The 23,525-nt window shown below is 59.4% G+C and carries 24 protein-coding genes; 1 reads left to right on the top strand and 23 read right to left on the bottom strand.

Annotated elements, in window-relative coordinates; translation table 11 throughout:
• Positions 1 to 11: 11 nt before the first annotated feature.
• The 7 genes from PR017_RS01365 to flhA all read right to left on the bottom strand — a co-directional run bounded on the left by PR017_RS01365 (position 12) and on the right by flhA (position 6,887).
• Complete coding sequence (locus PR017_RS01365) at positions 12 to 1,925, bottom strand: hypothetical protein (protein WP_111217411.1); 1,914 nt, start codon at positions 1,923 to 1,925, stop codon at positions 12 to 14.
• A gap of 141 nt (positions 1,926 to 2,066) precedes the next feature.
• Positions 2,067 to 2,606: a flagellar basal body-associated FliL family protein gene (locus PR017_RS01360; RefSeq protein ID WP_111217409.1), complete on the bottom strand. Its 540-nt coding sequence runs from the start codon at positions 2,604 to 2,606 to the stop codon at positions 2,067 to 2,069.
• Complete coding sequence (locus tag PR017_RS01355; protein WP_111217407.1) at positions 2,603 to 2,971, bottom strand: hypothetical protein; 369 nt, start codon at positions 2,969 to 2,971, stop codon at positions 2,603 to 2,605. Before PR017_RS01355 ends, PR017_RS01360 begins: the two co-directional genes overlap by 4 nt.
• Positions 2,972 to 2,984: 13 nt before the next feature.
• Positions 2,985 to 3,584: a rod-binding protein gene (locus PR017_RS01350; RefSeq protein WP_111217405.1), complete on the bottom strand. Its 600-nt coding sequence runs from the start codon at positions 3,582 to 3,584 to the stop codon at positions 2,985 to 2,987.
• Between the two features lie 31 nt (positions 3,585 to 3,615).
• Positions 3,616 to 4,035, bottom strand: coding sequence for a hypothetical protein (locus PR017_RS01345; RefSeq protein ID WP_111217403.1), 420 nt, complete (start codon positions 4,033 to 4,035; stop codon positions 3,616 to 3,618).
• A gap of 15 nt (positions 4,036 to 4,050) precedes the next feature.
• Positions 4,051 to 4,803 carry a flagellar biosynthetic protein FliR gene (gene fliR / locus PR017_RS01340; RefSeq protein ID WP_111217401.1) on the bottom strand — a complete coding sequence of 251 codons (753 nt, stop codon included), beginning with the start codon at positions 4,801 to 4,803 and terminating at the stop codon, positions 4,051 to 4,053.
• A complete protein-coding gene (flhA, locus tag PR017_RS01335; protein WP_111217399.1) occupies positions 4,800 to 6,887 on the bottom strand; it encodes a flagellar biosynthesis protein FlhA in 2,088 nt (695 codons plus the stop codon). Before flhA ends, fliR begins: the two co-directional genes overlap by 4 nt.
• A 193-nt stretch (positions 6,888 to 7,080) precedes the next feature.
• Here flhA and PR017_RS01330 point away from each other — a divergent pair.
• Positions 7,081 to 7,859 (top strand): IS5 family transposase gene (locus tag PR017_RS01330; RefSeq protein ID WP_425070025.1). Its coding sequence is split into 2 segments (ribosomal slippage): positions 7,081 to 7,423 and positions 7,423 to 7,859, totalling 780 coding nucleotides; the frame shifts between segments, so codons are not numbered across the junction.
• Here the strand turns inward: PR017_RS01330 and fliQ are convergent.
• The 16 genes from fliQ to PR017_RS01250 all read right to left on the bottom strand — a co-directional run bounded on the left by fliQ (position 7,856) and on the right by PR017_RS01250 (position 23,433).
• The gene (gene fliQ / locus PR017_RS01325) at positions 7,856 to 8,122 is read right to left on the bottom strand and encodes a flagellar biosynthesis protein FliQ (protein ID WP_111216865.1); all 267 of its coding nucleotides are present in this window, start codon (positions 8,120 to 8,122) and stop codon (positions 7,856 to 7,858) included. The two genes, PR017_RS01330 and fliQ, sit on opposite strands and share 4 nt — an antisense overlap.
• Before the next feature lie 111 nt (positions 8,123 to 8,233).
• Complete coding sequence (gene flgD / locus PR017_RS01320; RefSeq protein WP_111216864.1) at positions 8,234 to 8,749, bottom strand: flagellar hook assembly protein FlgD; 516 nt, start codon at positions 8,747 to 8,749, stop codon at positions 8,234 to 8,236.
• The gene (flbT, locus tag PR017_RS01315) at positions 8,740 to 9,189 is read right to left on the bottom strand and encodes a flagellar biosynthesis repressor FlbT (protein ID WP_111216862.1); all 450 of its coding nucleotides are present in this window, start codon (positions 9,187 to 9,189) and stop codon (positions 8,740 to 8,742) included. Before flbT ends, flgD begins: the two co-directional genes overlap by 10 nt.
• A complete protein-coding gene (gene flaF, locus PR017_RS01310; protein WP_111216860.1) occupies positions 9,186 to 9,533 on the bottom strand; it encodes a flagellar biosynthesis regulator FlaF in 348 nt (115 codons plus the stop codon). Before flaF ends, flbT begins: the two co-directional genes overlap by 4 nt.
• Before the next feature lie 36 nt (positions 9,534 to 9,569).
• Positions 9,570 to 10,628: a flagellar hook-associated family protein gene (locus PR017_RS01305; RefSeq protein ID WP_111216858.1), complete on the bottom strand. Its 1,059-nt coding sequence runs from the start codon at positions 10,626 to 10,628 to the stop codon at positions 9,570 to 9,572.
• Positions 10,629 to 10,639: 11 nt separating this feature from the next.
• Positions 10,640 to 12,106, bottom strand: a complete 1,467-nt coding sequence (gene flgK, locus PR017_RS01300; protein WP_111216856.1) for a flagellar hook-associated protein FlgK — start codon at positions 12,104 to 12,106, stop codon at positions 10,640 to 10,642.
• Between the two features lie 21 nt (positions 12,107 to 12,127).
• Positions 12,128 to 13,393 (bottom strand): flagellar hook protein FlgE, encoded by a 1,266-nt coding sequence (locus tag PR017_RS01295; RefSeq protein WP_111216854.1) that lies wholly within the window; start codon positions 13,391 to 13,393, stop codon positions 12,128 to 12,130.
• Positions 13,394 to 13,543: 150 nt separating this feature from the next.
• Positions 13,544 to 14,215: a transcriptional activator Rem gene (gene rem / locus PR017_RS01290; protein WP_111216852.1), complete on the bottom strand. Its 672-nt coding sequence runs from the start codon at positions 14,213 to 14,215 to the stop codon at positions 13,544 to 13,546.
• Between the two features lie 281 nt (positions 14,216 to 14,496).
• Positions 14,497 to 15,096 (bottom strand): transglycosylase SLT domain-containing protein, encoded by a 600-nt coding sequence (locus PR017_RS01285; RefSeq protein ID WP_111216850.1) that lies wholly within the window; start codon positions 15,094 to 15,096, stop codon positions 14,497 to 14,499.
• On the bottom strand, positions 15,008 to 16,597 hold the full coding sequence (gene fliK, locus PR017_RS01280; RefSeq protein ID WP_111216848.1) for a flagellar hook-length control protein FliK: 1,590 nt from the start codon (positions 16,595 to 16,597) through the stop codon (positions 15,008 to 15,010). Before fliK ends, PR017_RS01285 begins: the two co-directional genes overlap by 89 nt.
• Positions 16,598 to 16,599: 2 nt before the next feature.
• Positions 16,600 to 17,901 carry a chemotaxis protein MotC gene (gene motC / locus PR017_RS01275; protein ID WP_111216846.1) on the bottom strand — a complete coding sequence of 434 codons (1,302 nt, stop codon included), beginning with the start codon at positions 17,899 to 17,901 and terminating at the stop codon, positions 16,600 to 16,602.
• 3 nt (positions 17,902 to 17,904) lie between these two features.
• Positions 17,905 to 19,260 (bottom strand): MotB family protein, encoded by a 1,356-nt coding sequence (locus PR017_RS01270; RefSeq protein WP_111216844.1) that lies wholly within the window; start codon positions 19,258 to 19,260, stop codon positions 17,905 to 17,907.
• Positions 19,257 to 19,904 (bottom strand): hypothetical protein, encoded by a 648-nt coding sequence (locus tag PR017_RS01265; RefSeq protein ID WP_111216842.1) that lies wholly within the window; start codon positions 19,902 to 19,904, stop codon positions 19,257 to 19,259. Before PR017_RS01265 ends, PR017_RS01270 begins: the two co-directional genes overlap by 4 nt.
• Positions 19,905 to 20,140: 236 nt before the next feature.
• Positions 20,141 to 21,115: a flagellin N-terminal helical domain-containing protein gene (locus PR017_RS01260; RefSeq protein WP_111216840.1), complete on the bottom strand. Its 975-nt coding sequence runs from the start codon at positions 21,113 to 21,115 to the stop codon at positions 20,141 to 20,143.
• A 236-nt stretch (positions 21,116 to 21,351) separates the two neighbouring features.
• Entirely contained in the window at positions 21,352 to 22,272 is a 921-nt protein-coding gene (locus PR017_RS01255) for a flagellin N-terminal helical domain-containing protein (protein WP_111216838.1), read from the bottom strand.
• 240 nt (positions 22,273 to 22,512) lie between these two features.
• Entirely contained in the window at positions 22,513 to 23,433 is a 921-nt protein-coding gene (locus PR017_RS01250; RefSeq protein WP_111216836.1) for a flagellin N-terminal helical domain-containing protein, read from the bottom strand.
• Positions 23,434 to 23,525: the final 92 nt, after the last annotated feature.

The raw sequence follows: 23,525 nt of genomic DNA, 5'->3' as shown, positions 1-23,525 counted from the left end.
GGAAAACTTGTTCAGCGGCCGGTTGCCTGGCGCCGCGAAGCATAGTTGGCGACCCTTTCGCGCAGCAACGCCACATCGTCGATGATTGCGGCCAGAGCTGTGTCGGGCTCGGTGCGCTCGGCAACCGGTTCCGGGCGGTCGTTGGCAACAGCGACATCGGCGTCAAACCGTTTCTGCGGTTGATCCAGCGGCACGCGAACCGGGGCCCGATCCTGAGGAAAATCCACCAGCAGATCGACCGTATCGAAATCGACGGCCTTATTGTCGGCCGATGGGTGTCCAAACGATCTGCGGGCCAGCAGACGGGCGACGACGAGCGCCAGAGCGATTGCAAGACCACCAAGCGCGCTGCGAAGGCTCCGCCATGTCATGTCGTCATCGAGGGGTGCTGCTGCGGGCACGGCAGGTGCGGTCAGCGCCAGCGGAACCTTGGAGTGCTTCGATTGCGGGGCTGCTTCTTCCGATGCCGTGAGTGCTGCATCATAGGCCTGCCTTGCGGTCTCGACATTCTCCTGCAACCGGCGGAATGCGTCGAGATCGACATCGACCTTCTGGCCATCGAGTTCGGCGAGGCGATCCTTCAACTGCTTCACCTCCGCCGTGGTCGTCTTGATTTCGGCGTCGCTGGCAACCACCAGCTTGTGGATCTCGGCAAGGATCGACGCCCCCAGGGTATCGATGCTCGATTGAGCCGCGATCAGGCGCGGGTGGCGTGGGCCGAGTTGCGTCGACAGCTGACTGAGTGTGCTCCTCGCCGCTGCATAGCGATTGCGAAGGTCCTCAAGCGCTGCAGGCGAGCCGAGGTCGGGGGAAATCGCCCCATCGAGCACGTCGGCCATCCTGACGGATTTGGCTGCTGTCAGGCGGATAGAGGCTGCCTGGGCCGCGGCGCTGGCTGCAGCGAGCCGGTTGCCGAGAGCTTCGCGGCTGGCCATCAGATCGGTCGCGGCGGCAATCTTTTCATCACCGGCAGCCGCCTTGAAATTCGCAAGGGCGGATGTCGCGTCGTCGAAACGCTTGCGGTCGCTTTCAAGCGCAAGCTCGGCCGCACCGGGCACTGTAGCCGAAGGATCGGTCGCTGCGTCGCGGACGGAGATGTCGGCAAGAAGGTTGGCGATGCGGGCAGACTTTGCCGGATCTTCCGACCGCGCCACAAGCGCAACGGCGCCGGATTGCAGATCGGGAGCGATGGTCAATCTTTGCTGGAGGGCAAGCTGGGCGCGCGAAAAACTGTCGGCTGCGGCTCCGTTGTCGGTGAGAAGGTCCCTGACGACGCTGTAAGCCGTCGCCTTTCCGCCGCTGAACTCCGCGTCATGATCGAGCTTCAGCCGCGTCACGATCTGCGCCAGCGCATGCTGCGAGGTGATCCGCTGGAGGGTCGCTTCCATGAAGCCGGGCGTGGTGCGGGCAGCGCCCAGAAACTGCAGGCGGGACTGGGCAGCGTAATGTGGCGGGGTCGCAAGCATTGTCGGCACGAGGGCACTGCCAGCCGTGACCGCCAGGATGAAGGCTGCAGATCCCCAGGAAATGGCCGGCCGCTTCAGCGGTTCGACCAGCGACGGAACGAACTCGGTCGGGGGCTGTAGATCGGCATCGAAATACGCGGCGTCCACCGCAGATGATTCGGGCGGCGCAGGCTCGTCGCTCGCCACGGATTGAGGCGCCGGTTCGTCCGTCTCCGGAGGAGACGCGCGGCTGTCATCGGTGCGCAGGATTTCGCGGATGCGCAGGGCAAGTGGCACTGTCGCTTCCGGCACGGTGCGGGCGCGAGGCGCGGAAACGGGAAAAGGTTCGCCAGCCAGAGACCGCTGCAGCAAATCCAGCAATTCGGCCTGAGTGGGCCCGGATTGGCGGCCGAAGGTGGTGGTGTCGAGCCGTTCGTTATCGGGCTGGAAGACGCTGTTGTTAGAATTGCTCTGTACCATGACGGCCGATCTCGCGCACAGGACCGTCGATCAATCGGCGGCAGATTCGGATGATTAACCGATTGTAAATTTCGATAGCAAAGAAAAGGTTAACGGTCCGTCACGGCGAATAGCTTTCGACGACGAGCACCTTGTTTTTTGCTATTTCTCAGCCTTCACCGCGTCGCCGCCGGGCGGGGCCTCCGGTGGGACAATCGGTACCATCTTCATGTTTTTCTTGACCGGCGCGCCTTCGTTGGCGCGCACCTCGTCCTTGGAGAGATAGTCTAGCTGCTCGATCACGACGCTATCGACATACTCGCCGCCGAGGTGGCCGTTCAGGTTCTTCTTGATCTCGTCGCGAAAGGCTTCGACGTTGAACGCCTTCGGCTTTGACATGTCGATCATCTTGTTGCCGACCAGCAGCGTAAACAATGCATCCGTCGTCAGGGCCGGCAAAGGTGTGTCGAGATCCTTCGCCTTGTCCTTGTCCATCATGTAGGAAATCTTGGTGATGAAATAGCCGCTGACGCCTGTGTCGCCAATGATCGGGACATTGATCGACTCGCCCTTGACGAATTCCTTGGCAGAGGGCTTCGCATCCGGGCTTGCGGCCGGGGCTGTCGCCATCTGGATGGAAAAGTAGACCGCCACCAAGGTGACGACGCACACCCAAAGGCCTGTGGCGACGAGCTTGATCATCCTGCCTGACGCACCGCGAACTGTTCCTGGGAATAGGTGCCGTCGGCATCCGCATCCTGCACGGCATTCTTCAGAATTTCAGCCACTGCGCGGACGGCTTCCAGATGGGCTTCGACTCGACGCGCGTTGAGCACCAGCTTCTTCTTCAGGCCGTGCAACTGCTCGATATGGGCAGCAGCCATTTCAGCGGGGTCGGTATCGCGAAACAGCATCGAGAGTTCGTAAAGGCACCGGCTCTTGTGGGCGTTGGAGACCTTCAGATCGAATTCCGCGTCCTTGCCGATACGGTTGTTCTCGTTGTCGATGATCAGTTCCAGCCGGCCGAGGACAGACTTGATGCGGTAGTCGTTCGAAATGATTTCCATAGCCTTGCCCCACTTACACTTTCTGCGACGTCAGGGAATCCTGATTGGTCACGGTCGTACCGGTATTGTCGTTTTCTGCCGACGGCGTTCCGAACGTCTTGCGCTCGAAGTCGTCGATCATGCTGAGTGCCTGCCGCTTGTCGTTGTCGCTCGTCTCGACGTGGTCGGCGCCGGTTCCCCGGGTCTTGGAAAGCTGCTCGTGGTACATCTTCGCTGCGATGCCGACGCCGCCGTCCTTGGCCATGGTGTTGCCGAGCTGTTCGGCCATCATGCCCTTCCACATTTCGCCGGCGGTTCCCTTGCCGTAGAGGGTGTCGCTGTTCGGCAGGATGTTCTTGACGAAATTCTGCAGCACCATGGCTTCGAACTTCTGGTAGGCGGCAGGCACCTTGCCCGTCGTCGACCGCTCGTTGGCATTGGCGAGACCCGCCTGCGTACCGGCCTTGTTCAGAACATCGACAGTCGACGCAAAGCCGTTACCGGCTTCCGCAAGGCTGGTGGCGGCAAAGGCTGCGCGGTTGGCCTGAAGCTTGGCCTGCGCTGCCTGCAGGTCTGTCGGGTCGGCTGCTCTTACAACATCCAGGACCAGATCACTGGGGGGCGAAATAGCCACGTCACGTTCCTTTCGTATGAACTCGTGACGACTATGGTTTTTGAACCTTGCTGGAGGCTGGTGCGACGGCGGCAAAACGCTGATCGATGATATCGTAGACCGCATTGTCGTCGGATTCACGCAATTCTGCGGCGCGGGCATCCATCATATGCTCCTCGAGCCGGTCCGCCTTGGTCCGCTCCTTCAGCACATTCATCTCGATAAGCGCCTGCATACCCTCAAGCTGCTGGTCGCGCAGCGTCAGGCGACCCAACCGCCAGGCGTATTGCTGGGCAAAAGCCATATGCACCACATCGATAGAGCCGATGGCATCCACCACCTGGTCGATGGAGTGCCCTACCTCGGCGCGCACGCGATTGGCCTCGGCCAGTTCCTGCTCGGCCATCTGCTCCAGATGGCGCTGGACGGCCACGAGGCGCTTCAGTTTCTTGGATCGGCTCTGTTCCGCCATGTCTTGCCCTGCTCGCTAATGACCGTTGTAGACGCTGAGGAACGCATCGGAAAACTGGCTGATCATCGCCGCCAGACTGAGATAGAGCATGAAAAGTCCGCCCATCAGCAGATAGGGCGTAGAGATGAAGTAGACCGGGATCTGCGGTGCGAGCTTGTTGATGAAGCCGATCGAAACCTGGAACATCAGGCCGTAGATCAGAAAAGGGCTGGCAAGCCGCAGCATGATGTAGGTGGTCGCCTGCAGGGTATCGGTAAAAGAGATCAGCGTCGCTTGCATCTCGATATGACCGCCGAAGGGGATCAGCGTGTAGGAGTCGATCAACGCCCGGAAAATGTAGTGGTGAAAATCCATGATGAAAAGAATCATCAGGCCGCAGAATGTGATCACGCCGGAAATGGCGGTTTCGCTACCGTCTTCGACTGGATCGGCACCGCCCGGGGATGTGAGGCCGATCATCATGGCGATGATCGTCCCGGCGAATTGCAACCCCAACGTATAGAGCCTGGCCATCATTCCGTACATCACGCCAATGAGCGATTCGGTGGCGATCAGCATCACATATTGCGGCCCGGCGACCGAGGCCTTCGGATAGATCGTATCCCACAGCACCGGCAGCACCGCCATCGACAGGGCAACGGCAAGCAGCACGCGAATTTGCTGCGGCACGCGGGCCGACGAAAACCCCGGGAGAACCATCACGCAGCCGCCGATGCGACAGAAGCACAAAAAGAGTGCGAGGACGGTCCCCTGAGGGTCTGTAATCATGAAATAGCGCCCAGAATCTTGATCTCGATTCCTTTGGCCAATTCCACATGCGACAGGACAGGCAGCGTCGCAAACAGGCGTTCGATGATCATGCGCACATAGGAGCGTGTTTCCGGCGACGTGACAAGTACGAAAGGCAGGCCCTTGTCCATGAATTCACGGATAACTCGCGTCGCCTGTTCGCTGAATTCCTCGAGATTGCGCGGATCGATGTCGAACTCGATAATTTCGCCCTTCGGATCGCGCTTCAGCGCCTGGTGGAACACCAGATCCCATTTCGAGCCCAGCCGCAGGACGCGCAGTACACCATTGTCGGCAAGGTCGCCGCAGAGCTGCTGCGACATACGAACCCGGACGTGCTCGACGATCTGCTCGGTCTTGCGCACGTGCGGCGCGAGTTCGGCGACTGCTTCGAGGATGAGATGCAGGTTGCGGATCGACACACGCTCGGCAAGCAGCAGCTTCAGCACGGCCTGCAGGCCGGAGTAGGACATGTGCGACGAGCAGATCTCGTCGGCGAGCTTCTTGTATTCCGGGTCGAGGCGATCGATCAGGATCTTGACGTCCTTGTAGGACAGCAGCGCCGGCAGGTTGTTGCGGATGACTTCGCTCATATGGGTCAGCACCACCGAGACGTTGTCGATCGGCTGGAAGCCTTCGCGCTTCAGATCTTCCGTGAAAGCTTCGAGAACCGAGACGGCCGGCATGCCGAAGGCCGGTTCACGAATGTCGTCGCCCGGCACGGTCGGCTTGCGGCCGGCGCCGGTGACCACCAGGACTTCGCCGACCCGGAGCAGGTTGGAGGCGATGGTCGTGCCGTGTATTCGGATCTGGTAGGATTTGTCGGCAATGGAGATGTCGTCGGTGACCTTGATCTCCGGCACCACGAAACCGTATTGCGACGCGAACTTCTTGCGCATCTTGCCGACGCGGAATGCCAGCTCCTGATGCGCGCCAAGCAGTCGTGTCGAGACGATCTTGCCGAGTGCCAGTTCGATTTCGGAGGTCTTGAGAACGTTCTTGACCGAATCCTTCTCGAGATCCTTGGACTGACTGACTTTCTGTTCTTCGGCGTCGCGGCGGAGCTTGTTCAGCGCCTCTGCCTGGCGCGGGATGAACCAGGCGCCGGCACCCATGATGCCGCCAAGCGTGATGAACGGGATAAACGGAAGTCCGGGCATGATAGCCAGCAGGCACATCATGCCGGAGGCAACGCCGAGGGCACGAGGATAGCCACTCAGCTGGTTGACGACGGCCTGGTCAGTGGATCCTGACGTGCCGCCGCGCGAAACGAGCAGGCCGGCTGCAAGCGAGATGATCAGCGCCGGCATCTGCGCCACAAGGCCGTCACCGACCGAAAGCTTGACGAACACATCCGCCGCCTGGCCGATCGGCATGCCATGGCGGAAATAGCCGATGATGATGCCGCCGAAGATGTTGATCGAGGTGATGATCAGTCCGGCGACGGCATCGCCTCGCACGAACTTCGACGCACCGTCCATCGCGCCGAAGAAGGAACTCTCCTCTTCCAGCTCCTTGCGCCGGCGCTGTGCTTCGCGCTCGTCGATCAGGCCGGCCGAAAGGTCGGCGTCGATGGCCATCTGCTTGCCGGGGATGGCATCAAGGGTAAAACGGGCGCCGACTTCGGCGATACGCGTGGCACCCTTGGTGATGACGATGAAGTTGATGGTGATAAGGATGAGAAAGACGATCAGTCCGATGACAAAATCGCCGGCCATGACTAGATTGGCGAAACCGGCGATGACGCCGCCAGCGGCATGATCACCTTCATAGCCGTGGGAAAGGATCACGCGGGTCGTGGCAATATTGAGCGCCAACCGGGTCATCGTGGCAATCAGCAGGATGGTCGGGAAAGACGAAAACTCGAGCGGCTTCTGGATCCAAAGCGCCACCATCAGGATGAGAACAGACAGCGCGATCGAGAAAGCCAGGCCCATGTCGATGAGGAAAGGCGGGATCGGCAGAAACAGGATGCACAGCATCGAGACGATGCCGACGGCAAATCCCACGTCGCGGAAATTCGGGGCGACTTTCGGCAGGGGTAGCGAAGGAGGTAACGCCATTCTTCAGGTCCGTCTCTTCATGAGAGGAGGCCGGCGGACGAGCCGCTTGCCGTATTCTCCTGTCGAGTTACGGGATGAAGCTTGCGCGAGGATGGCTCACGCGCCTGCCGGCCGACCTGGCTCTGCTAGGCAGTGTCCCCATAAACGGGGTTCATCTTATTGACGGTGTGTGATTCAATCTCCTTGAAAGGAGATTGCCATGCGCCGTCATGAATTGAGCGACGAAGAATGGGCTATCATTGCACCTCTTTTGCCGAACAATAGCCGTGGAATTGAACGTGTCGATGACCGCCGGGTGATCAACGGCATCCTGTGGCGTTTCAGGACTGGTTCGTCTTGGCGAGATGTGCCGGAGCGTTATGGCCCGCGCACGACGCTTTACAATCGGTTCTCCCGATGGCGCAAGGCGGGCGTCTGGGATCGTCTTCTGGACGCCGTTTCAAAGCGTTACGATGGAGACATCGTGATGATCGACAGTTCTTGTGTTCGCGTTCACCAGCATGGTGCCAACGCTAAAAAGGGGGATCTGCCGATCCTTGCATGGGACGTTCGCGCGGCGGCCTGACGACAAAGATCCACGCTCTTGTCGATGCAGATGGCAGACCGGTTCGGCTTGAACTCACCGCCGGCCAAGCCGCCGATGCACCGATGGCTGAAAAGCTGTTGAGCGACCTGCGGCCCGGCGCGACGATCCTCGCCGACAAGGCATATGACACCGACGCAATTCGTAACTTTGCCAAGCAACGCAAGTGCTGGGCGAATATCCCTGCAAAGGCCAATCGAAAGCAGACATTCAGCTTCAACCGCTGGGTCTACCGTCAGCGCAATCTCGTGGAACGGTTCTTCAACCGTATCAAGCAGATGCGAGGCCTCGCGACGCGATACGACCGGCGCGCTGATAATTACATGGCCGCCCTCAAGCTTGTCGCGACGAGGATATGGATCGCCTCAACTAATGAGTCCGTGGCCTAGAAGCCTGACTGGATACGTGAAAAGACCAGATTGGTGAAAATGCCGATCTGCGAACCGACAAACGGCGCCGTGATGCCGATCGTCACGAAGACAGCGACAATCTTCGGCACGAACGTCAAGGTCGCTTCCTGCACCTGCGTCAGCGCCTGGACAAGGGCGATGACAATGCCCACGATCATCGCAGCGGCAACCGCAGGGCCTGCCGAGATCAGCACGGTCCAGATCGCCGCCTGAAAGATATCCAATGCATCGGCTTCGTTCATCTCGGCCAATTTCCTGTGTTCAAGGCACGCTCGCCAGCCGCGACCGTGCCAATATATTTCGGGTTTCAGTGGACCTCCACACCAGGACTGACTGAAGCCAGATCGAAAGCCTTATTTGGCTGTCGAGGCAGTGTCTGTCGTCGTGCTTGTGCCTGTCGGTTTCGTCACCGTTCCGTCGGTGACGCTGATTCCCGGCTGTATGAGGACCTTATCGCCGGCTGCGGTAATTGCAAGGATGCCGTCCGAATAGACGCTGACTTCCTTGACGACGCCGGTCACCGTGGCATCGGCGCTGACGATCGTCTTGCCGACGTAGCTTGCCGCCTGAGACAGCATCTGGTTCGACAAAACAGTTTCCAGATGGGCGTTCGTCTTGATCTGCTGTTCCACCTGCGAGAAGCTGGCGAGCTGCGAAATCTGCGCGCTGGCGTCCATCGGTGACGTCGGATCCTGCGTCTTCATCTGGGCAATCAGCAGCTGAAGGAAGTCGTTGTAGTTCAGCGATGCGCTTGCCGCCGCAGTCGTCGCGTTGGTTGCTGCGGCGCTGCTTGTCCCCGTGGCGGTGGCAGTTGCCGTGGCCCCCGTCGCGGTAGCACCTGCGACGGTGCTGACTGGTGTTACCGCCATGGTGCGATTTCTCGGCGGATCTGCTCGATCGTCGCAGCCGGCATTTCCGGGCTGTTCAGGATGCTGTCTTCAACGACGTAGAGGCCGCGGATAGACTTCAACGCGTCGAATGCCTTGCCGGTCGCGACCAGCCCGTCGATGCGCTTCAGTTCTGCCAGGACTTCTTCATTCTTGAAGCAGCTGAGCAGCATGACGATCGACTTGCGGAACAGTACCGTCGACTGGTCCTTGCCTTCCGGATTGATCAGAATCATCTGGGCGATGAAGTAGAGCTGGCGCAAGGGGGTCGTTGCGTCCTCGGGCTGGAGAACGTGGTTTTCCAGAAGGAATGTCACGTCGTTCAGGAATTCGAGAGCGACCTTCCGGTCGACGCGCAGCACGGCTCCGTTGATGAAGATCCGTTCGCCGGCTTTAAGCGATATGCGAAGTGTACTTTTCATTTAAGTCCATCCCTGATGATGGTTGTGACGTCGATGATGCCCTGGTAGTTTGTCGACTTCCGTCGCCTGATCCTGTCGCATTCCTTCAAGATCCAGATGGCGATAGAGATGAGGTTGGCACGCAGGGTAACATCAAGCTGATTTTCGGGGTTCTTGAGATCCTCGATGAAGGCAACCCAGACACGTCTTGTGTAAAAAAGTGCCTCGATCGATTCTCGACCGTATTTTTCTTTTTGCATTGCAGCCGTCAGAAGAGCGACCGACCGATCAAGGACCTGGCGTTCCCGCTCCTTGGCGTCGGCGACTGCGTCCTGCATGATTTCTGCATATGAGAACTGATACATTCATGCATCCTTCCTGGTCATTACGCCCTCTGATCATCAGAGGTAATTTACGAGACTCAACTGCTGAATTTTCGAAACGATGGTGTAGGCAGTCTGCAGCTGGGTTTCCAAACTGTTAACCTTGGTGGATGCCTCGTACGGATCGACACCCTGGAGGTCGACGATCCGGTTGTTGATGATGTCCTTCTGGGCACCGATGGCGTCGTTCGCCTTGGTAACCCGGGACTGCGACAGGCCAAGCTGGCTGGCCTGCGCATTCATTCCGTCGATGCCCTGGCGGGCGTAGCTGATGGCGTTCGTCGTCACCGCGTTCAGCGCCGCCTTGCTGATATCGGTTCCCATCAGCGCCTTGGCGACCGTGCCCGCCAACGCCATGTAGCGCATGCCGGAAGAGTTGCTGTTGGTCGAAGTCTCGACCACCTCGGAGTTGTTGATCCGGCTTGTCATGTTCTGGTCGGAAGCACTCGACCAGCTGCTCCAGTTCGGAGCCGGCGACGTGTCGTCCAGGAACATCGGCTGCACCTTGGTGCTGATGAAATCATTCATCTGGTCGGCAGTCAGGTCGCTCTTGGCAGTCACCGGTGGTGACTGGGCTGCCATGTAGTCTGTCAATGCCGACTGTATTGCTGCCGTTGCGGCCGTGGTCTGATCGGTGACGGGCTGAACGTCGGTATTGGTGCCGGCAAAGATGTACTGGCCGTTCAGCTGCGTGTTTGCGTCGGCGACGAAAGAGGAGATCGTCGACGTCGCCGTCGTCTGGGAGAGCGCGATGCTGCTTCCATCCTGGTTACCCTGTAGGGCGACCAGCTGGTCCAGAAATGTCTGCGACTGGCTCGTCATATCCGCAAGCCCTTTTTGCGTCGCGGTCATGCGCGCCGCCGCCGTGGAATTGCTGGCCATGATCGAGTCGAGACGGGAAACGTCGCGCGTCATGTCGATGCTCTGCGAGATGTTGCCACCCAGCGATACGCCCATGTCGGCATAGACGCCAGTCGTTGCTTCCAGGGAGGCCTTGGTCATCTCGTTCTGCGACTGCTTGATCGTCAGCCGCATGGCGTTCTGAATGGCACTGCTTGAGATGGCGGAGAGTTTCATGGCTTAACCCGTCAGTTCAGTTGAAGAAGGGCAGTGAGCATATCGTTGACCGCGCTCAGGATTTTTGTGCCGGCCTTGTAGGATTGCTCGATGTCCATCATCAAAGTGAGTTCTTCGTCGAGGTTGACCCCCGTTCCGTTCGAATAGGCTTCGGTCGAGCGAGACGAAGACGCTGCAGTATTTTCGGCTGCAGTCGATGCGGCACTGCGTTCGCTTTCCACCCAGCCGACCGAGTTCGATGCAAAATCCATGATGCTGGAATTGCTATCGACGCCGGCGCTCGGATCGAAATCTACCGCCGTGCCCATGGCCGTGTCGTAGGCATCCAGCTGGGTAGAATAGCCAGCATCGCCGGAAGTGTTGTTGACGTAGCCGGTACCGTTGATACCACCATCGCGCAGAAGGTTAGGGTTTCCGCCCGCAGAGGTAATGACCGCCGGATTGACGGTGATGGACGCGGCCATGCCGTCAATGACGGTGGCAGACGTCGGCGTCTCGCCCGAATCGCCGTTGGAGTCTGTGTAGGTGAACAGGCCGGGGAGCTTGGAACCATCCGTCGTATTGGTCTCGGAGAACATGGTGACCAAGCCGCGGCCGATCTCGTCCAGCTGCTTCTGATAGGTTGGCGCCTCGACGTCGCGGATCTGAAGCAGCGCCTGCAGTGTACCCTTTGCAGTGGTGTTGGCGCCACTTCCTGGTGCAAGGGCAACGCCGTCGATATAGACGCTGTTGCCGGTGCTGCTGGCCGAATAGCCATTGGTCGGGGTGAAGGTGACTGCCCGAGGAAGTGTTTCAAACAGGGTCGCGCCATCGGACGTGTAAAGTGCCATGTCGCCGTTGGCGCGATTGACCGTCTTGACACCGACGATGGAAGATATCTGTTTGAGGACCGCATCGCGCTGATCGAGCGCATTGCTGGCGTCTGTACCCGATCCCGTCGCCGTCTTGACAGCATCGTTGGCGGTCTGGAACTGGCCGAGTAGAGAGTTCAGCGTACCGACAGTGGTTGCAATTTCTTTGTCGGCATTGGTGCGAATGGTCTGCACCGAGGCTGTCGACTGGTTCAGCGAATTGGCAACGTCCTGCGCCGCAGTGACAGCGGCCTGTGCCGTTGTGTTGCTGTTCGGTGATGCGGCATAGGTCTGCAGCGCCTTGCGAAAATTGGACAGATAGGTTGCTGGCGCGGTCTCGCTATCGTTGCCACCGATCGTCGACTGAATGTCGCCGAGGCCGGTCAGAAGCCGCTGCTGGGCGGCATCTGCCGAGGTTGACGCCAGCAGCTGGCGCTGAAGCGAGGGCTCTGCCGAACGGGCAATCTGTACCACCGTCGCACCGTCGGCCGAGATGGTAGTCATCGCCTGACGTCGGGTGTAATCCGCGTTGCTGGAGTTGGCGATGTTGTTCGACACGACGGCGCTTTGTTTGCCCGTGTTGTTGAAGATCGCCTGCGCGGTATTGAGTGCCTGGGTGAGTGTCATGCTCGGCAGTACCTTAATTTATTATCGGACAAGGTTCACAAGAACGTCCATCAGATCCGAACCGGTCTGAAACACCTTGGAATTCGCCGTATAGCTTTTCTGTGCCTGGATCATCGTCGTCAGTTCGCCGGCGAGATCGACGTTGGATTCTTCCAACGCACCCGCCTGGATGTAGCCAAGACCGCTCGACTGCGGGAAACCGGTGACCGTGACGCCTGACTGTCCATTGGCGGAGTAAACGTTGCCGCTGAGAACAGTAAGATTGTCCGGGCTCGCCACATTGGCCAACGGAATGCGATATAGTGGCTTGCTGGTACCGTCGGCATATTGCGCCGTCACGGTGCCATCGGTGCCGACGGTGACCTTGTTGACTGCGCTCGGTGCCTGGCCGTCTGCCTTGCCGGTCGCGCCGAAAGAGGCCGCGAGCTGCGAGAAACCGGAGATGTTGACGGAGATATCCTGCGTGCCACTGACTGCATGCGGATCGCTGATGTCAAGCGTACCACCACTGGTGATCTTGCCGCTGGAATCGAATTCCAGCGTGCCTGTTCCGACTTTTGCCGATGTATACGGAAAGGATGACGTGCCGCCCGTAGCGGCATCGGAGCCGCGATAGACCGAGACGTCCCAGGTATCAGCCGCCGTCTTCGTGTAGTAGAAATCGTACTGCACCTTGTTGCCTTGGGTATCGTAGGCAATCAGCGAAGTCTTCTTGGTATCCGTTGTCACCGGAGCAGTGTTGCTTGCGGGCAAGTTGCCGGTGGCGATTGCCGCTGTCGAATCGAGATTGCCGGCGAACGAAGCTGTGGTGGATGCGACAGCCGTCAGGCCCTGCGATTCCGTATTGATCGGCACGAGACCATCGAAGCCGTTGACGACCACCGACGGCGAACCGGAGCCGTAGGAATAACCCATAAGGCTGTAGCCCGCAGCATTGACTAGATTGCCGTTTGCATCCGGTGAAAAGTCACCGGCGCGTGTCAGATAAGGGGTCCCGGCCGCATCCTGGACGACGAAAAATCCTTCGCCCTGGATGGCCAAGTCCGTCGTGGACGATGTGTAGGAGAGACCGCCCTGCTGTGAAATCGCATACTGCACCGAGGTGGCCACACCGCCAGAGTTGTAGGTGCCGGCCGTGGTCGGCAGCACGAGCGATGAAAAGCTTGTCGACGAGGACTTGTAGCCCGTCGTTGCCGAATTGGCGATGTTGTCGGAGACCGTGCTCAAGCGGTTTGCTTGGGCATTCATCCCCGAAACCGCCGTCTTCATGCTACCGAAAAGACTCATCTGAAATCCTCGTTTTCCCGTTATCGCAAGACTATTCAATGGGCCTTGCGTGAAGCTGTCTGGTGGGGAGAGGAAAAGCAGATCATCATGAGGCGGCTTTTCGGGTAGTTCAAATTCGACTGGAAATCATTCCCAGTCGAGGCCGCAGGCTTAGCTCCAGTCGATGCAATATCCGAGGAAACGCTTGGAATCGACAGGGTCGAAGCCGAGCTTCTTGCGCAACTTCTTGCGCAGCTTCGAGATATGGCTCTCGACGACGTTCTCTTCGACTTCCTCGTCGAAGATGCCGTAGATCGCGTTGAAGATCTGCGTCTTGGTGACGCGACGTCCGCGGTTGGAAATCAGATATTCCAAGATGCGGCGCTCACGGCGCGGCAGGGCGAAGACTTCGCCATGCACTTCCGGATCGCGGCCATCGGAGAAAACCCGGATGGCACCGACGTCGGTGAAATTTGCAACGGCCTTCAGGCGACGGCGGATGGCCGCTGCCCGTGCCAGGATCTCACGAGGGTGCACCGGCTTGCGGACGACGTCATCGACACCACAATCAAAAAGTGCAAGCGTCGCTTCAAGCGAGGGGTGATCGCTGACCGCGATGACCGGCGCAAGTGTCCGATCGCGGATCGCCCGGGGGAGCTGATGTACATGCTCGCCCTGGCCGATGAGGAAGGCCTCGACTGCCGCGATATCGCTATCTGCCGCCGTCTGGACCCACTCGCCAAACTCCTTGGGGTCGAACCCCGTCGAAGGAATTCCCTCTCGCCCAAAGAGAGATGTGTAGCCGTCTTTAACAAGTCCGCGTTCGTCAACCACTACGATCATTCGCCGCCTCCGAATCAGTTGTGGATGTTTCCAATGTGGCTATGGGTACGAATCGAGCGAATCGCGAACAACTGTGGGAAGTGAGTGGCGAGAGTTAATAATTGCTTAAGATTCAAGCACCGATTTGAACCACATCTAGTGGGTGTCGTGCCATTTCAACACAAGAAAGCGGTGGAAAAATTAATACATTTTGAAGACCGCTATTGCCAAGCCTTTTTTGTTCACGTTCTCGCCATATTGAGAACCGCTAAAATGTGGCATTAATACAACTTTATCGGGGGTCAATCGCGGCAAAACGTGGCTGCGTTGGGCGTCCATTTTCCGTAGCCGGTGGCCACGAGATTGGCGATCACCCGACAGACGTATACCTTCTGCGCCGGGTTGTTGTTCGGACCCGCATGATAGCGCGCAACCGCCATCGTCCAGGTCTCGTGCTTGTCGTGCAAAACGCTCAAAAACTTGGCCGCATATTCGACATTGCTGTGCGGATCGAACATCGCCTCGACCGACGCGAAGTTCTCGCCATGAAAGTATTGGTTGATCTGCATACAACCAATATCGATCAATTTGGCACCGCTCTGATGCGCTTGCGCGAAGAGCTGTAGCGCTGCATTTTCAGATGCCGGGAAGAATGGCTTGCCTTCGATATTCATGGCGAAGGGATAGAGGGAGCCCTTGCGGCCCGTTTCGGTCAACCCTACCGAGTAGAGTATGCCTTCGGGAATTCCGTATTTCAGCGCCGCCGCCTGGATTTCCCGTTCGCACATACCTTCCGTGGTGGAAGCGCTGGCCTCAGAGATAGACGCCCCCGGCACGAGCCCGCTGAGCACCGCCAGCAACGCTATCGTCCGTACCCACGTTCCCCGTGCGCGAGACACCATCTTGATCACCGGCCTGTCGTCCTGAATTCTGTCTGCGAGCCTGGCCATCGCTGCCCTGCCCCTGGCTCGTGCCGGGTTGGTGCTGCTGGCCTTGGGAGCTCTGCTGGTTGTTGCTCGATGTGTCAGGAGCAGTATAGGTCACGGTCATCCGATCGACGCTGTAACCCTGCTGGCGCAGTGAATCGATCATCGCGCTCTGGTCGTTGCTGAGCTGCCTGTAGGCTTCTGCGGAATGGACCTTGAGATCGACCGAAAGCTGCTCGCCCGAGAGCCGCATGGTCGCTGTCACGATCCCCAGATTATCCGGATTCATCTGAATTTTCAGAGTGTTCATGACTTTGCTGGCACTGGTTGTCGCCGATGCTCCGGTCAGCGCCGCATTGGGCTGCATGGCCGCTGCCCAGTCCTTGTTGCCCGTCAGCGAATTGGCGACAAGTGCCGAATTCGAGCCATCGGCGAGGCCGACGAAGCGTCGCGAGTCGAGGACAGTGACAGTTGCCCCGCTGTCGCCGCTTGCCGATTTGATATCGAGCTGAGGCGTATCGTCCGCATTCCTGCTCGCAGCGAGATCGAGCGACTGTACCTTGCCACTCGCCCGGTCGACATTGAACGTCACGGGGGCGTCCCCGTCCGTCGAGGTGCCCGCAGCGGCATTGCCCTGGCCAGCGCTGCCCATCGACGGCGCCAGCATGGCCATGCCTACGGCAACTGCGTCGCCGCTGTCGTCTGCTGCGTCGGCCGGAAGTGCATTTGCAACTGAGGCCGCGCCGTGATCGACCTTGCCACCGCCGCTATGGAGTTGCCCGGCTGCGGCAAGAACGCTGGCAGAGGTCTGCGCAGGGATGACGGCGGCCGACAAGCCGGCGCCGAGCAGCGACAGCACGTCGGTCACGGCACCGCTGGCGGCATTGGGGTCGGATACGTCGGATGTGTTCGCATCGCCGTCTTTGCCGTCGTCGGCGGCGGTGCCATTTTTGCTACCCTTGACGCCGGGAAGGTCAACTTTGACCGGCGTGCCTGGCTCGCCAGTCACAGCGCCGGCAACGACGTCGACCAACTGCTGGGCGATATCGGCGGCAGGCAATTTCACGGCTGTACCATCACCCGCCGGGACAACCACAGGCGCCACGGCGGCGGGCATGGCCACTGTTACGCCGGGTAGCGAAACGAGGGGTGCGCCGAGAACTGGTGGCGCGACCGGAGGTGTGGAAGACAACGTGCTGTCGCCGATTGGCGCCGGGGTGGCCAAGTTGCCGGCCTGCAGCAGGGTGTCGCCTGTCGCCTTGCCGGTATCGGGCTCAGAAGCGGTCGTGTCGACCGAATTTGTATCGGCAGCGCTGCGCTTAGACGCGGCATTAGCGTCCGCGCTGTTTCCGGAGCTGCTGAGCGCATCCTGGAACCCTTGGGAATCGCTTCCCGGGCCCTTGCTGCGGCTGCTGCTTTTTGAAAGAGAAACGACATCAGACCCGGCGGAAGCGCTGGTGATACCGATACCGGCCATGGTCAATTGCCTTCCTGCTTCAAAAGTCCGTCGAGCGCGTCGAGCTTCGATTGGCTTGTTGTCACGAATGTGGTGAACGAAGAGTTGGCATCCTGCCCCCCTCCATCATGGGGTTGAGCCGCACTTGCGGCGGCTCCCTGCCCGACATCCGCCGCAGCGGGACTTTTCGTCCCTAGCGTCTCGACGCTTGCGGCTCCATCGTGTCGGATCTCTCCGTTAGCAGGCTTAGCCAGCGAAGCTTGCGTCAGGCTTTGCGGCTCGGGAAGCCGCGTCACTGCGTCGGCGACCGTCTTGGCAGCGTCGCGCAATGCCCGGTCCCTGGCGTTCAGCTCGCCCTCAGGAATTTCGTTGATATCGTGGGCAGCGGCGTCGGCCTTGTCCGTCGAGACGTTCGCGACGCCGCCATAGAAGCTGGCAAGCTGGTTAAAGGAGTCGCTGCCATCGCTCGGAATAGCCGCCGCCTGCGTCGATGCCATCCGGGCGAGGTCGTTCTTGCCGGCTATGGTCGCGCTCCTGGCAATACGAAGGTAGACCTCGCGCTTTCGGGACCCGTCCATGAACGAGAGGATATCGATGACATCCTCGGGCTTAATCTCGGTGTTGTGATCGACCACGAGCTTTACGAAAAGATCGGCAAACTGGCTGGCGTAGGGCGAATGCAAGAAGCGGCGGGCGTAGAGCTGCGAGTAGGTGAGGCTTTGCGGAACCATCTTTGCCTCGGTCGACAAAGCCATCGAGCGCCTGAGGGCTGCCTCCTCCACGATTGTCCCGGGGCTTGTGAGGCGCGCCCAGTCGTAGAGTTTCAAGGCAGCCTTCGGGTCCTTGGCGCTCATGACATTGGCCGCGACCAGCGACAGGTAGGGACCGATCTTCTTGTCGCGATACTCCTTGGCCGTGTCGGCCAGCGTCTTGACGATGAGCATGCCTTTGCCACTCAGGTACTTGCGCAGGACATCCGCGACGCGATTGTCGAAATGGCCATCGACATCCCGTGTCATCAGGAATTCGAGCGTATCCGGATTACCGCCGCTCATCGTGTACACCAGCGCAGCATCGACATTGCGGACATCGTCGAAGACGGACCTGTCGGCAGATCGCAGACGATCGTCGATGGTCGACAGCATGAAGCGCTGCATCTCCTCGGCCGAGTGATCGCCGAGCACCACGGAGTCCTGCACGAACTGCAGTGATCTCAGCATCTTGTAGGGCGCCAGATCCTTGTCGTCGGCATGCCCTACCCCCGGCGAAAACGCGCCGAGAGCCAAGGTGAGTGTCAGACCGTATCGATGCTTGCTGCGCGCCATGTATTATCCCTGGCTCCCTTGAACCAGTATCTCGATACGACGATTGGCGTTGTTGAACGGGTCCTCGGGCATCTTCAGGCGACGGTCTGCGAAGCCAGAGACCTGCGATATACGTTTTTCGTCGAGGCCTCCGTGGACGAGCATGTAATAGGCGCTTTGGGCGCGGTCCAGCGACAGGCGCCAGTTGTCTATCTCGCCAGCCTTGTACTGCCGCCCGTCAGTATGCCCGCGCAGCATGATGGCGCCTGGCCGGTCAGCGAGGATCTTGCCGATCTTCGCCATTGCCAGAACCATCTCCTTGCGCGGCACGGCTGAGCCGATGTTGAACATCGGATCGTTGCTCTGGTCCGAAATGGTCACCAGCAACCCGCCCTCGGCCGGCGTGACGACCAAGCCTTCGGCAAGCTTCCCGGCGACACCGCCGATTTGCTTCTGGATAGTGGCCTGCAGTGCCTTGGCGTCCTGCGTCTCGGCGGCAGTCGATGCCGGCTTTGCCGCTTCGGCAGCTTTTTCCGCAGCTTGTGCCGCATCGGCTGCTGCTTTCTCGGCAGCATCCATCGGCTTCTGCATACCCTCCGGCATCTTTTCGGGGATCGGCGGATTGGCGAGTAGCGGTTGCTGCGTCTGATCGCTGGCGGAGGCCTGTGTTTCGGGTGTCTGCGGCTTGTCGGATACCGGACCGTTGTCGGAAGCGGTGGCCTTTGCCATGGCAACAACCTCGCCCTTCGGCTCGTCGTCCGTCTTGCTGGCTTCGCCGCCGTCCGGTTTTGAGTCCGAGGTAACCTTGACCTGCTTGGTCCAGAAATCGGGATCGAACGGATCTCGATAGGCCTTGCCGCCGTCGGCGCCCGTCGCTGGGCCGGAGGTGCTGGCACCGCCTTCTCCCTTGGCGCTCACATTGGCCTGCTGACCCACCTCCTGGGCGATTTCCGACAAAACCGAATAGGGGTTCTCGAAAAAATCGGCTTCGGAATAATTGGTCTGATCGCCGGCGGTCGACGTCTGGTCCTCGCCGGAAGCGGCCGAGGCACCATTGGTCTGCTGGTCGGAGTTCTCCTTGGATTTTTCCTGTTTCTGCTCGCCTTCCGCTGCGTCCACCGGCTTTTTCAGGCCTTTTTCAGTGGGTTTGGTATCGGCAAGCTTGATGGGATTGAAGTAGGACGCAACCGAGGCCTTGGTTTCGGCATTCGATGCATTGACCAGCCACATCACCAGGAAGAAGGCCATCAGAGCGGTCATGAAGTCGGCATAGGCGATCTTCCAGGCGCCGCCGTGGCCACCCTCGTGATCGCCACCGCCATGCCGCTTGATGATGATGATTTCATTCTTGCCGTTGTGGTGATTTTCAGCGTCGCTCATGAAAGGACGTTCCTCAGGCTATCTGCCCAGGCCGACATGCGGGTCACGAGCACGGTATCGCCAATGGTGACGCAAAGGTTTACGTCCTGCGCCTCGACGAAGGTCAGAAGCACGCCGTCCGGATCGATCTTGGCGGCAAGGCTGTCGAACATGACGCGCCGTCCGCTGACGGCAATCGGACCCACCGCACCGTCGAGAACCGACGCCGTGACGCGGCTTGCGAGTTCGTCGATTGCCTTTTGCGTGAGCGTTTCGGTGATGATCGGCGATAGCGCCCGGGCAACCTCGGCACTGACGGCGAGACCCATCGCAGTGGCCATGTGCTGGAAATTCTCGGCGATGCGCTCCACCGCTTCTGTTTCAAATTTCTGTTTCAGTTCTTCAAGCGCGGCTTCATGGACGACCATGATCGCGTCCAGTTCCTCCTGGTGCGCCTCAGACAACGACAGGGTGGCTGCCTCGTGGCCTTCGGCATAGGCTTCGCGACGCTCGGCCGCGAGATCGACCATCGGCAGTTCTTCCGGTTCCGGAAAGACCATGGTGTCTTCGAAAGGCATGCTTCTGAGCACTGGCGCCGGGGGGGCTGCCGGGGCCGGCTGTTCCGCTCCGAAGTCCTTCAGGTAGCGCGATAGCATCCGGGTCATGATGCTACCCCGAATGCTTGCCGTAAAATCGCCTTCAGACGGGCGGCGGCTGGCGCCGTCGGTGGGACTTTGGTGTTCAACACGTTGATCATTCCGCTTCCGGTTCCGTCAAGCGACTGCAAATTCCGTCCGGCACGCCCAGTCGTTCGATTGACAGGTTGGTGCCCGATGACGGGAAAGTAGGAGTTCAAACTTGTGCGAAGGTGAATGATGCACCCGGCCTGTTCGATCGACGCTCAGCCGCTCTGCAGCAACACCAGGATCTTGCTGGCCATCGTGTTGGCAATAGAGAGAGACTGGACGCCGAGTTGCTGGGCTGTCGTCAGAGACGTGACCCGCGCCGAGGCCTCTTCCATATTGGTATCCACAAGGTCGCCGACACTGGTGTCGATGGCGTCCTGGAGACCTGCAACGAAGGTCGTCTGACTATCGATACGAGCCTTGGTGACACCCATGTTGGATGCCGCAGAGGTTGCTGCCGTTAGCAGCGCATGCGTGACATTGAGCATGTCAGTGACTTGGCCGGACGTGGTGGCGTCGCTCAGCGAGATTTCTGTGCCTCCCGCAGTTCCGGTCGAGCCGGCCGGTGCCAGCAGATAGTAGTTGCGGGCAGTGCCTGTCCCGTCGGAAGCAATGCTGTTGGCATCGACCGTCCTGGTGAGCAAGCCGCGGCTGGGATCGGCAGTGTCGATCATCAGGGACTGTGAGGAATCGTAGTTGATCGTGTTGAGCGTAACCTGGCCTGACGTGCCACGAATGAAGTTGCTGATAACCGACTGGGTCGTATCGGCCACCCCTTGCGAATTGTACAGCCAGTTCGATCCGGCAAAGGATGCGGATTCGACGGTGGATTGCAACTGCGCCTTCAGTGCCTGGATATCCGTGTTGAGCTTGTCCTTGTCGACGCCCGTCTCGCTTGCGCTGACGAGCTTTGCTTGAATATCCGTGAGTACGTCGATCACCGAGGTCATCGCCGTATAGGCGGTATCGACCTTGCTGGCGCCGAGCGACATGGCATCGCCTATGGTCTTCAGGCTCGAACTGTCCGACTTCATCGTCATGGACATCGACCAGTAGGAGGGGTCGTCAGCGGCAGAGCCGATACGGTAGCCCGACGACACCTGCTGCTGGGCAGTGCTCAGGTCCTTGTTGACACCGCGCAAGACAGTGAGTGCGCCAAGCGCAAAAGCGTTCGTGGTCAAGCTGCTCATGGAATGATGCCCGCGATGTGTGTGAAGGTGCCAGGCCGGGCTGACCGGCGGCGACTTTTCGGCTTCATGCCAGCCTGCGCGGATGTTCTCCGGCTCGGCCTGTCGCTAGCAACAAACTGCTGCGTATTATCATTAACAAGCGATGAAGCCACGCGGCAAGCGCTAAATCGACCTTAGCAATTGCCGCGCAAGCCACACTCAAGGCTTGGCGTCTGCGACCGCCGGATAGCGACCCGTTACTTGAACAGCGACAGGACGTTCTGGGCGCTGCTGTTGGCAATCGACAGGGACTGGATGGCCAGCTGCTGCTGGGTCTGTAGGGCAGTCAGCTTGCTCGATTCCTCTTCCATATTGGCATCGACGAGCTTGCCGACGCCGGCATCGATCGTGTCGCCCAGCGCCGAGACAAAGTTCGTCTGCAGATCGATGCGGTTGGCAAGCGAGCCCAGCTGCGATGCCGCCGTTGTCATTGCCTGGAGCGCTGATTCGACCATGGTCAGAGCCTTGTCGACCTGTCCGGAGGTCATGCCATTGATATCGAGGCTGTAGACAGAGAATGTGGTCGCGCCAAAAAGGGAACCGCTGCCGATGATGCCGCTGGAGGTATTGACGTCTCCAAACGCGTTGGAGCCAAACAATACATTGCCCTGCGAACTCGCGTTGAATCGATAGCTGGTGCTGTTGACCGCGACACCGCCAGTGCTGGTGCGCACGAACGACGACACGACCGAGGCGGAGGCGCCGTCGGAGGCAATCATCCAGTTCTGGCCGGAGAAGGACGCGGACTCGGCAACGCTTTCCAATTGCTGCTGGAGCTGGGAGATTTCTTCCTGGACATCCTTCTTGTCAACGCTGCTCTCCTTGGCGGTGACGAGCTTGTTCTTGATATTCTGGACCACCTCGATGGCGCTATCCATGGCCGTGTAAGCTGTGTCGACTTTGGCGGCGCCAAGGCCAAGGGCGTCGGAAACAGCAGACAGCGCGCTGTTGTCGGAGCGCATCGTCGTCGCAATCGACCAGTAGGCCGCATTGTCCGAAGCCTTGCCGACGCGATATCCGGAAGACACCCGGCTTTGCGTGTCCTGCAGGCTGGTATTGATGCTGCGCAGTGTCTGCAATGCAGACATGGCAGGAACGTTGGTGAGAATGCTGGTCATGTCGAGGTGCCCCTTGATCGGCGTGAATTAGAAGGGACATTCCGGAAGGGCCGGGAACGGAGACCGGCGTCATGCCTGTTAACAGACCATTAGGACAGGTTAACCAACCGTTGCGTTAACCCGAGATGACACAAATTTGGTTAACAGATCGTTAACTTTGGCTTTAATCGCTTATCGACAAAATAAAACCGCGCCCGTTGGGGCGCGGTTCTGTGACTGGCCGATGTAGTAAGCGTGGGCTTACTTGAACAGCGACAGGATGTTCTGCGACGAGGAGTTGGCAATCGACAGCGATTGGACCGCCAGCTGCTGCTGTGTCTGCAGCGCCGAGAGCTTGCTCGATTCCTGCTCCATGTTGGCATCGACAAGCTTGCCGACACCCGAGGTGATGGCATCGCTCAGCGACGAGGCGAACGTCGTCTGCAGGTCGATGCGGCTGGACAGCGAACCAAGCTGGGCAGCAGCAGTGGTCATGGCCTGCAGGGCCGATTCCACCATGTTCATGGCGCTATCGATGCCGGAACCGGTCATGCCGCGGATATCAAGGCTGTAAACGGAGAACGAGGAAGTGCCGATTGGTTCGGGGCTGCCCAGAATGCCGGAGCTGGTTTCAGCACCGCCGGCGCTGTTGACGCCGAACAACACGTTGCCTTGCGAAGAGGTGTTGAAAGCGTATGCAGACTCGGTGACAGCAACGCCGCCCGAACCGTTGCGAACGAAGGAGGAGACGACCGAAGCAGAACCGCCCGAAGCGGCAACGACCCAGTTTGCGCCGTTGAAGGAGGCCGATTCAGCAACGCTCTTCAGTTGGGCCTGAAGTTGACCGAGTTCTTCCTGGACCTTTGCCTTGTCGACACTGCCTTCCTTGGCGGTGACGAGCTTGTTCTTGATCTGGCCGACGATGTCGATGGCGCTATCCATTGCCGTGTAGGCCGTGTCGACCTTTGCAGCGCCAAGACCGAGGGCGTCCGATACTGCGCCGATAGCGCCGATATCCGACTTCATCGTGGTGGCAATCGACCAGTAAGCTGCGTTGTCTGAAGCCTTGGAAATGCGCAGGCCCGAAGACACGGCGCCCTGGGTCATCTGAAGATTGCTGTTGATTCCACGCAATGTGGAAAGGGCTGCCATCGCAGCATTATTGGTGTTGATGCTCGTCATAAGATTTTTGCCCCTTGGCGGCGTGATTAAAAGGGACATTCCGGGTCTGTGCCGGAAACAGCTTTCAGCATCATGCCTAGCAACCCAAATCG

The sequence above is a fragment of the Rhizobium tumorigenes genome, assembly GCF_003240565.2.
In the GTDB taxonomy this organism is placed as follows: Bacteria; Pseudomonadota; Alphaproteobacteria; order Rhizobiales; family Rhizobiaceae; genus Rhizobium; species Rhizobium tumorigenes.
The sequence above is the reverse complement of the archived record's forward strand: the minus strand, read 5'-3'. Positions and strand labels throughout refer to the sequence as shown.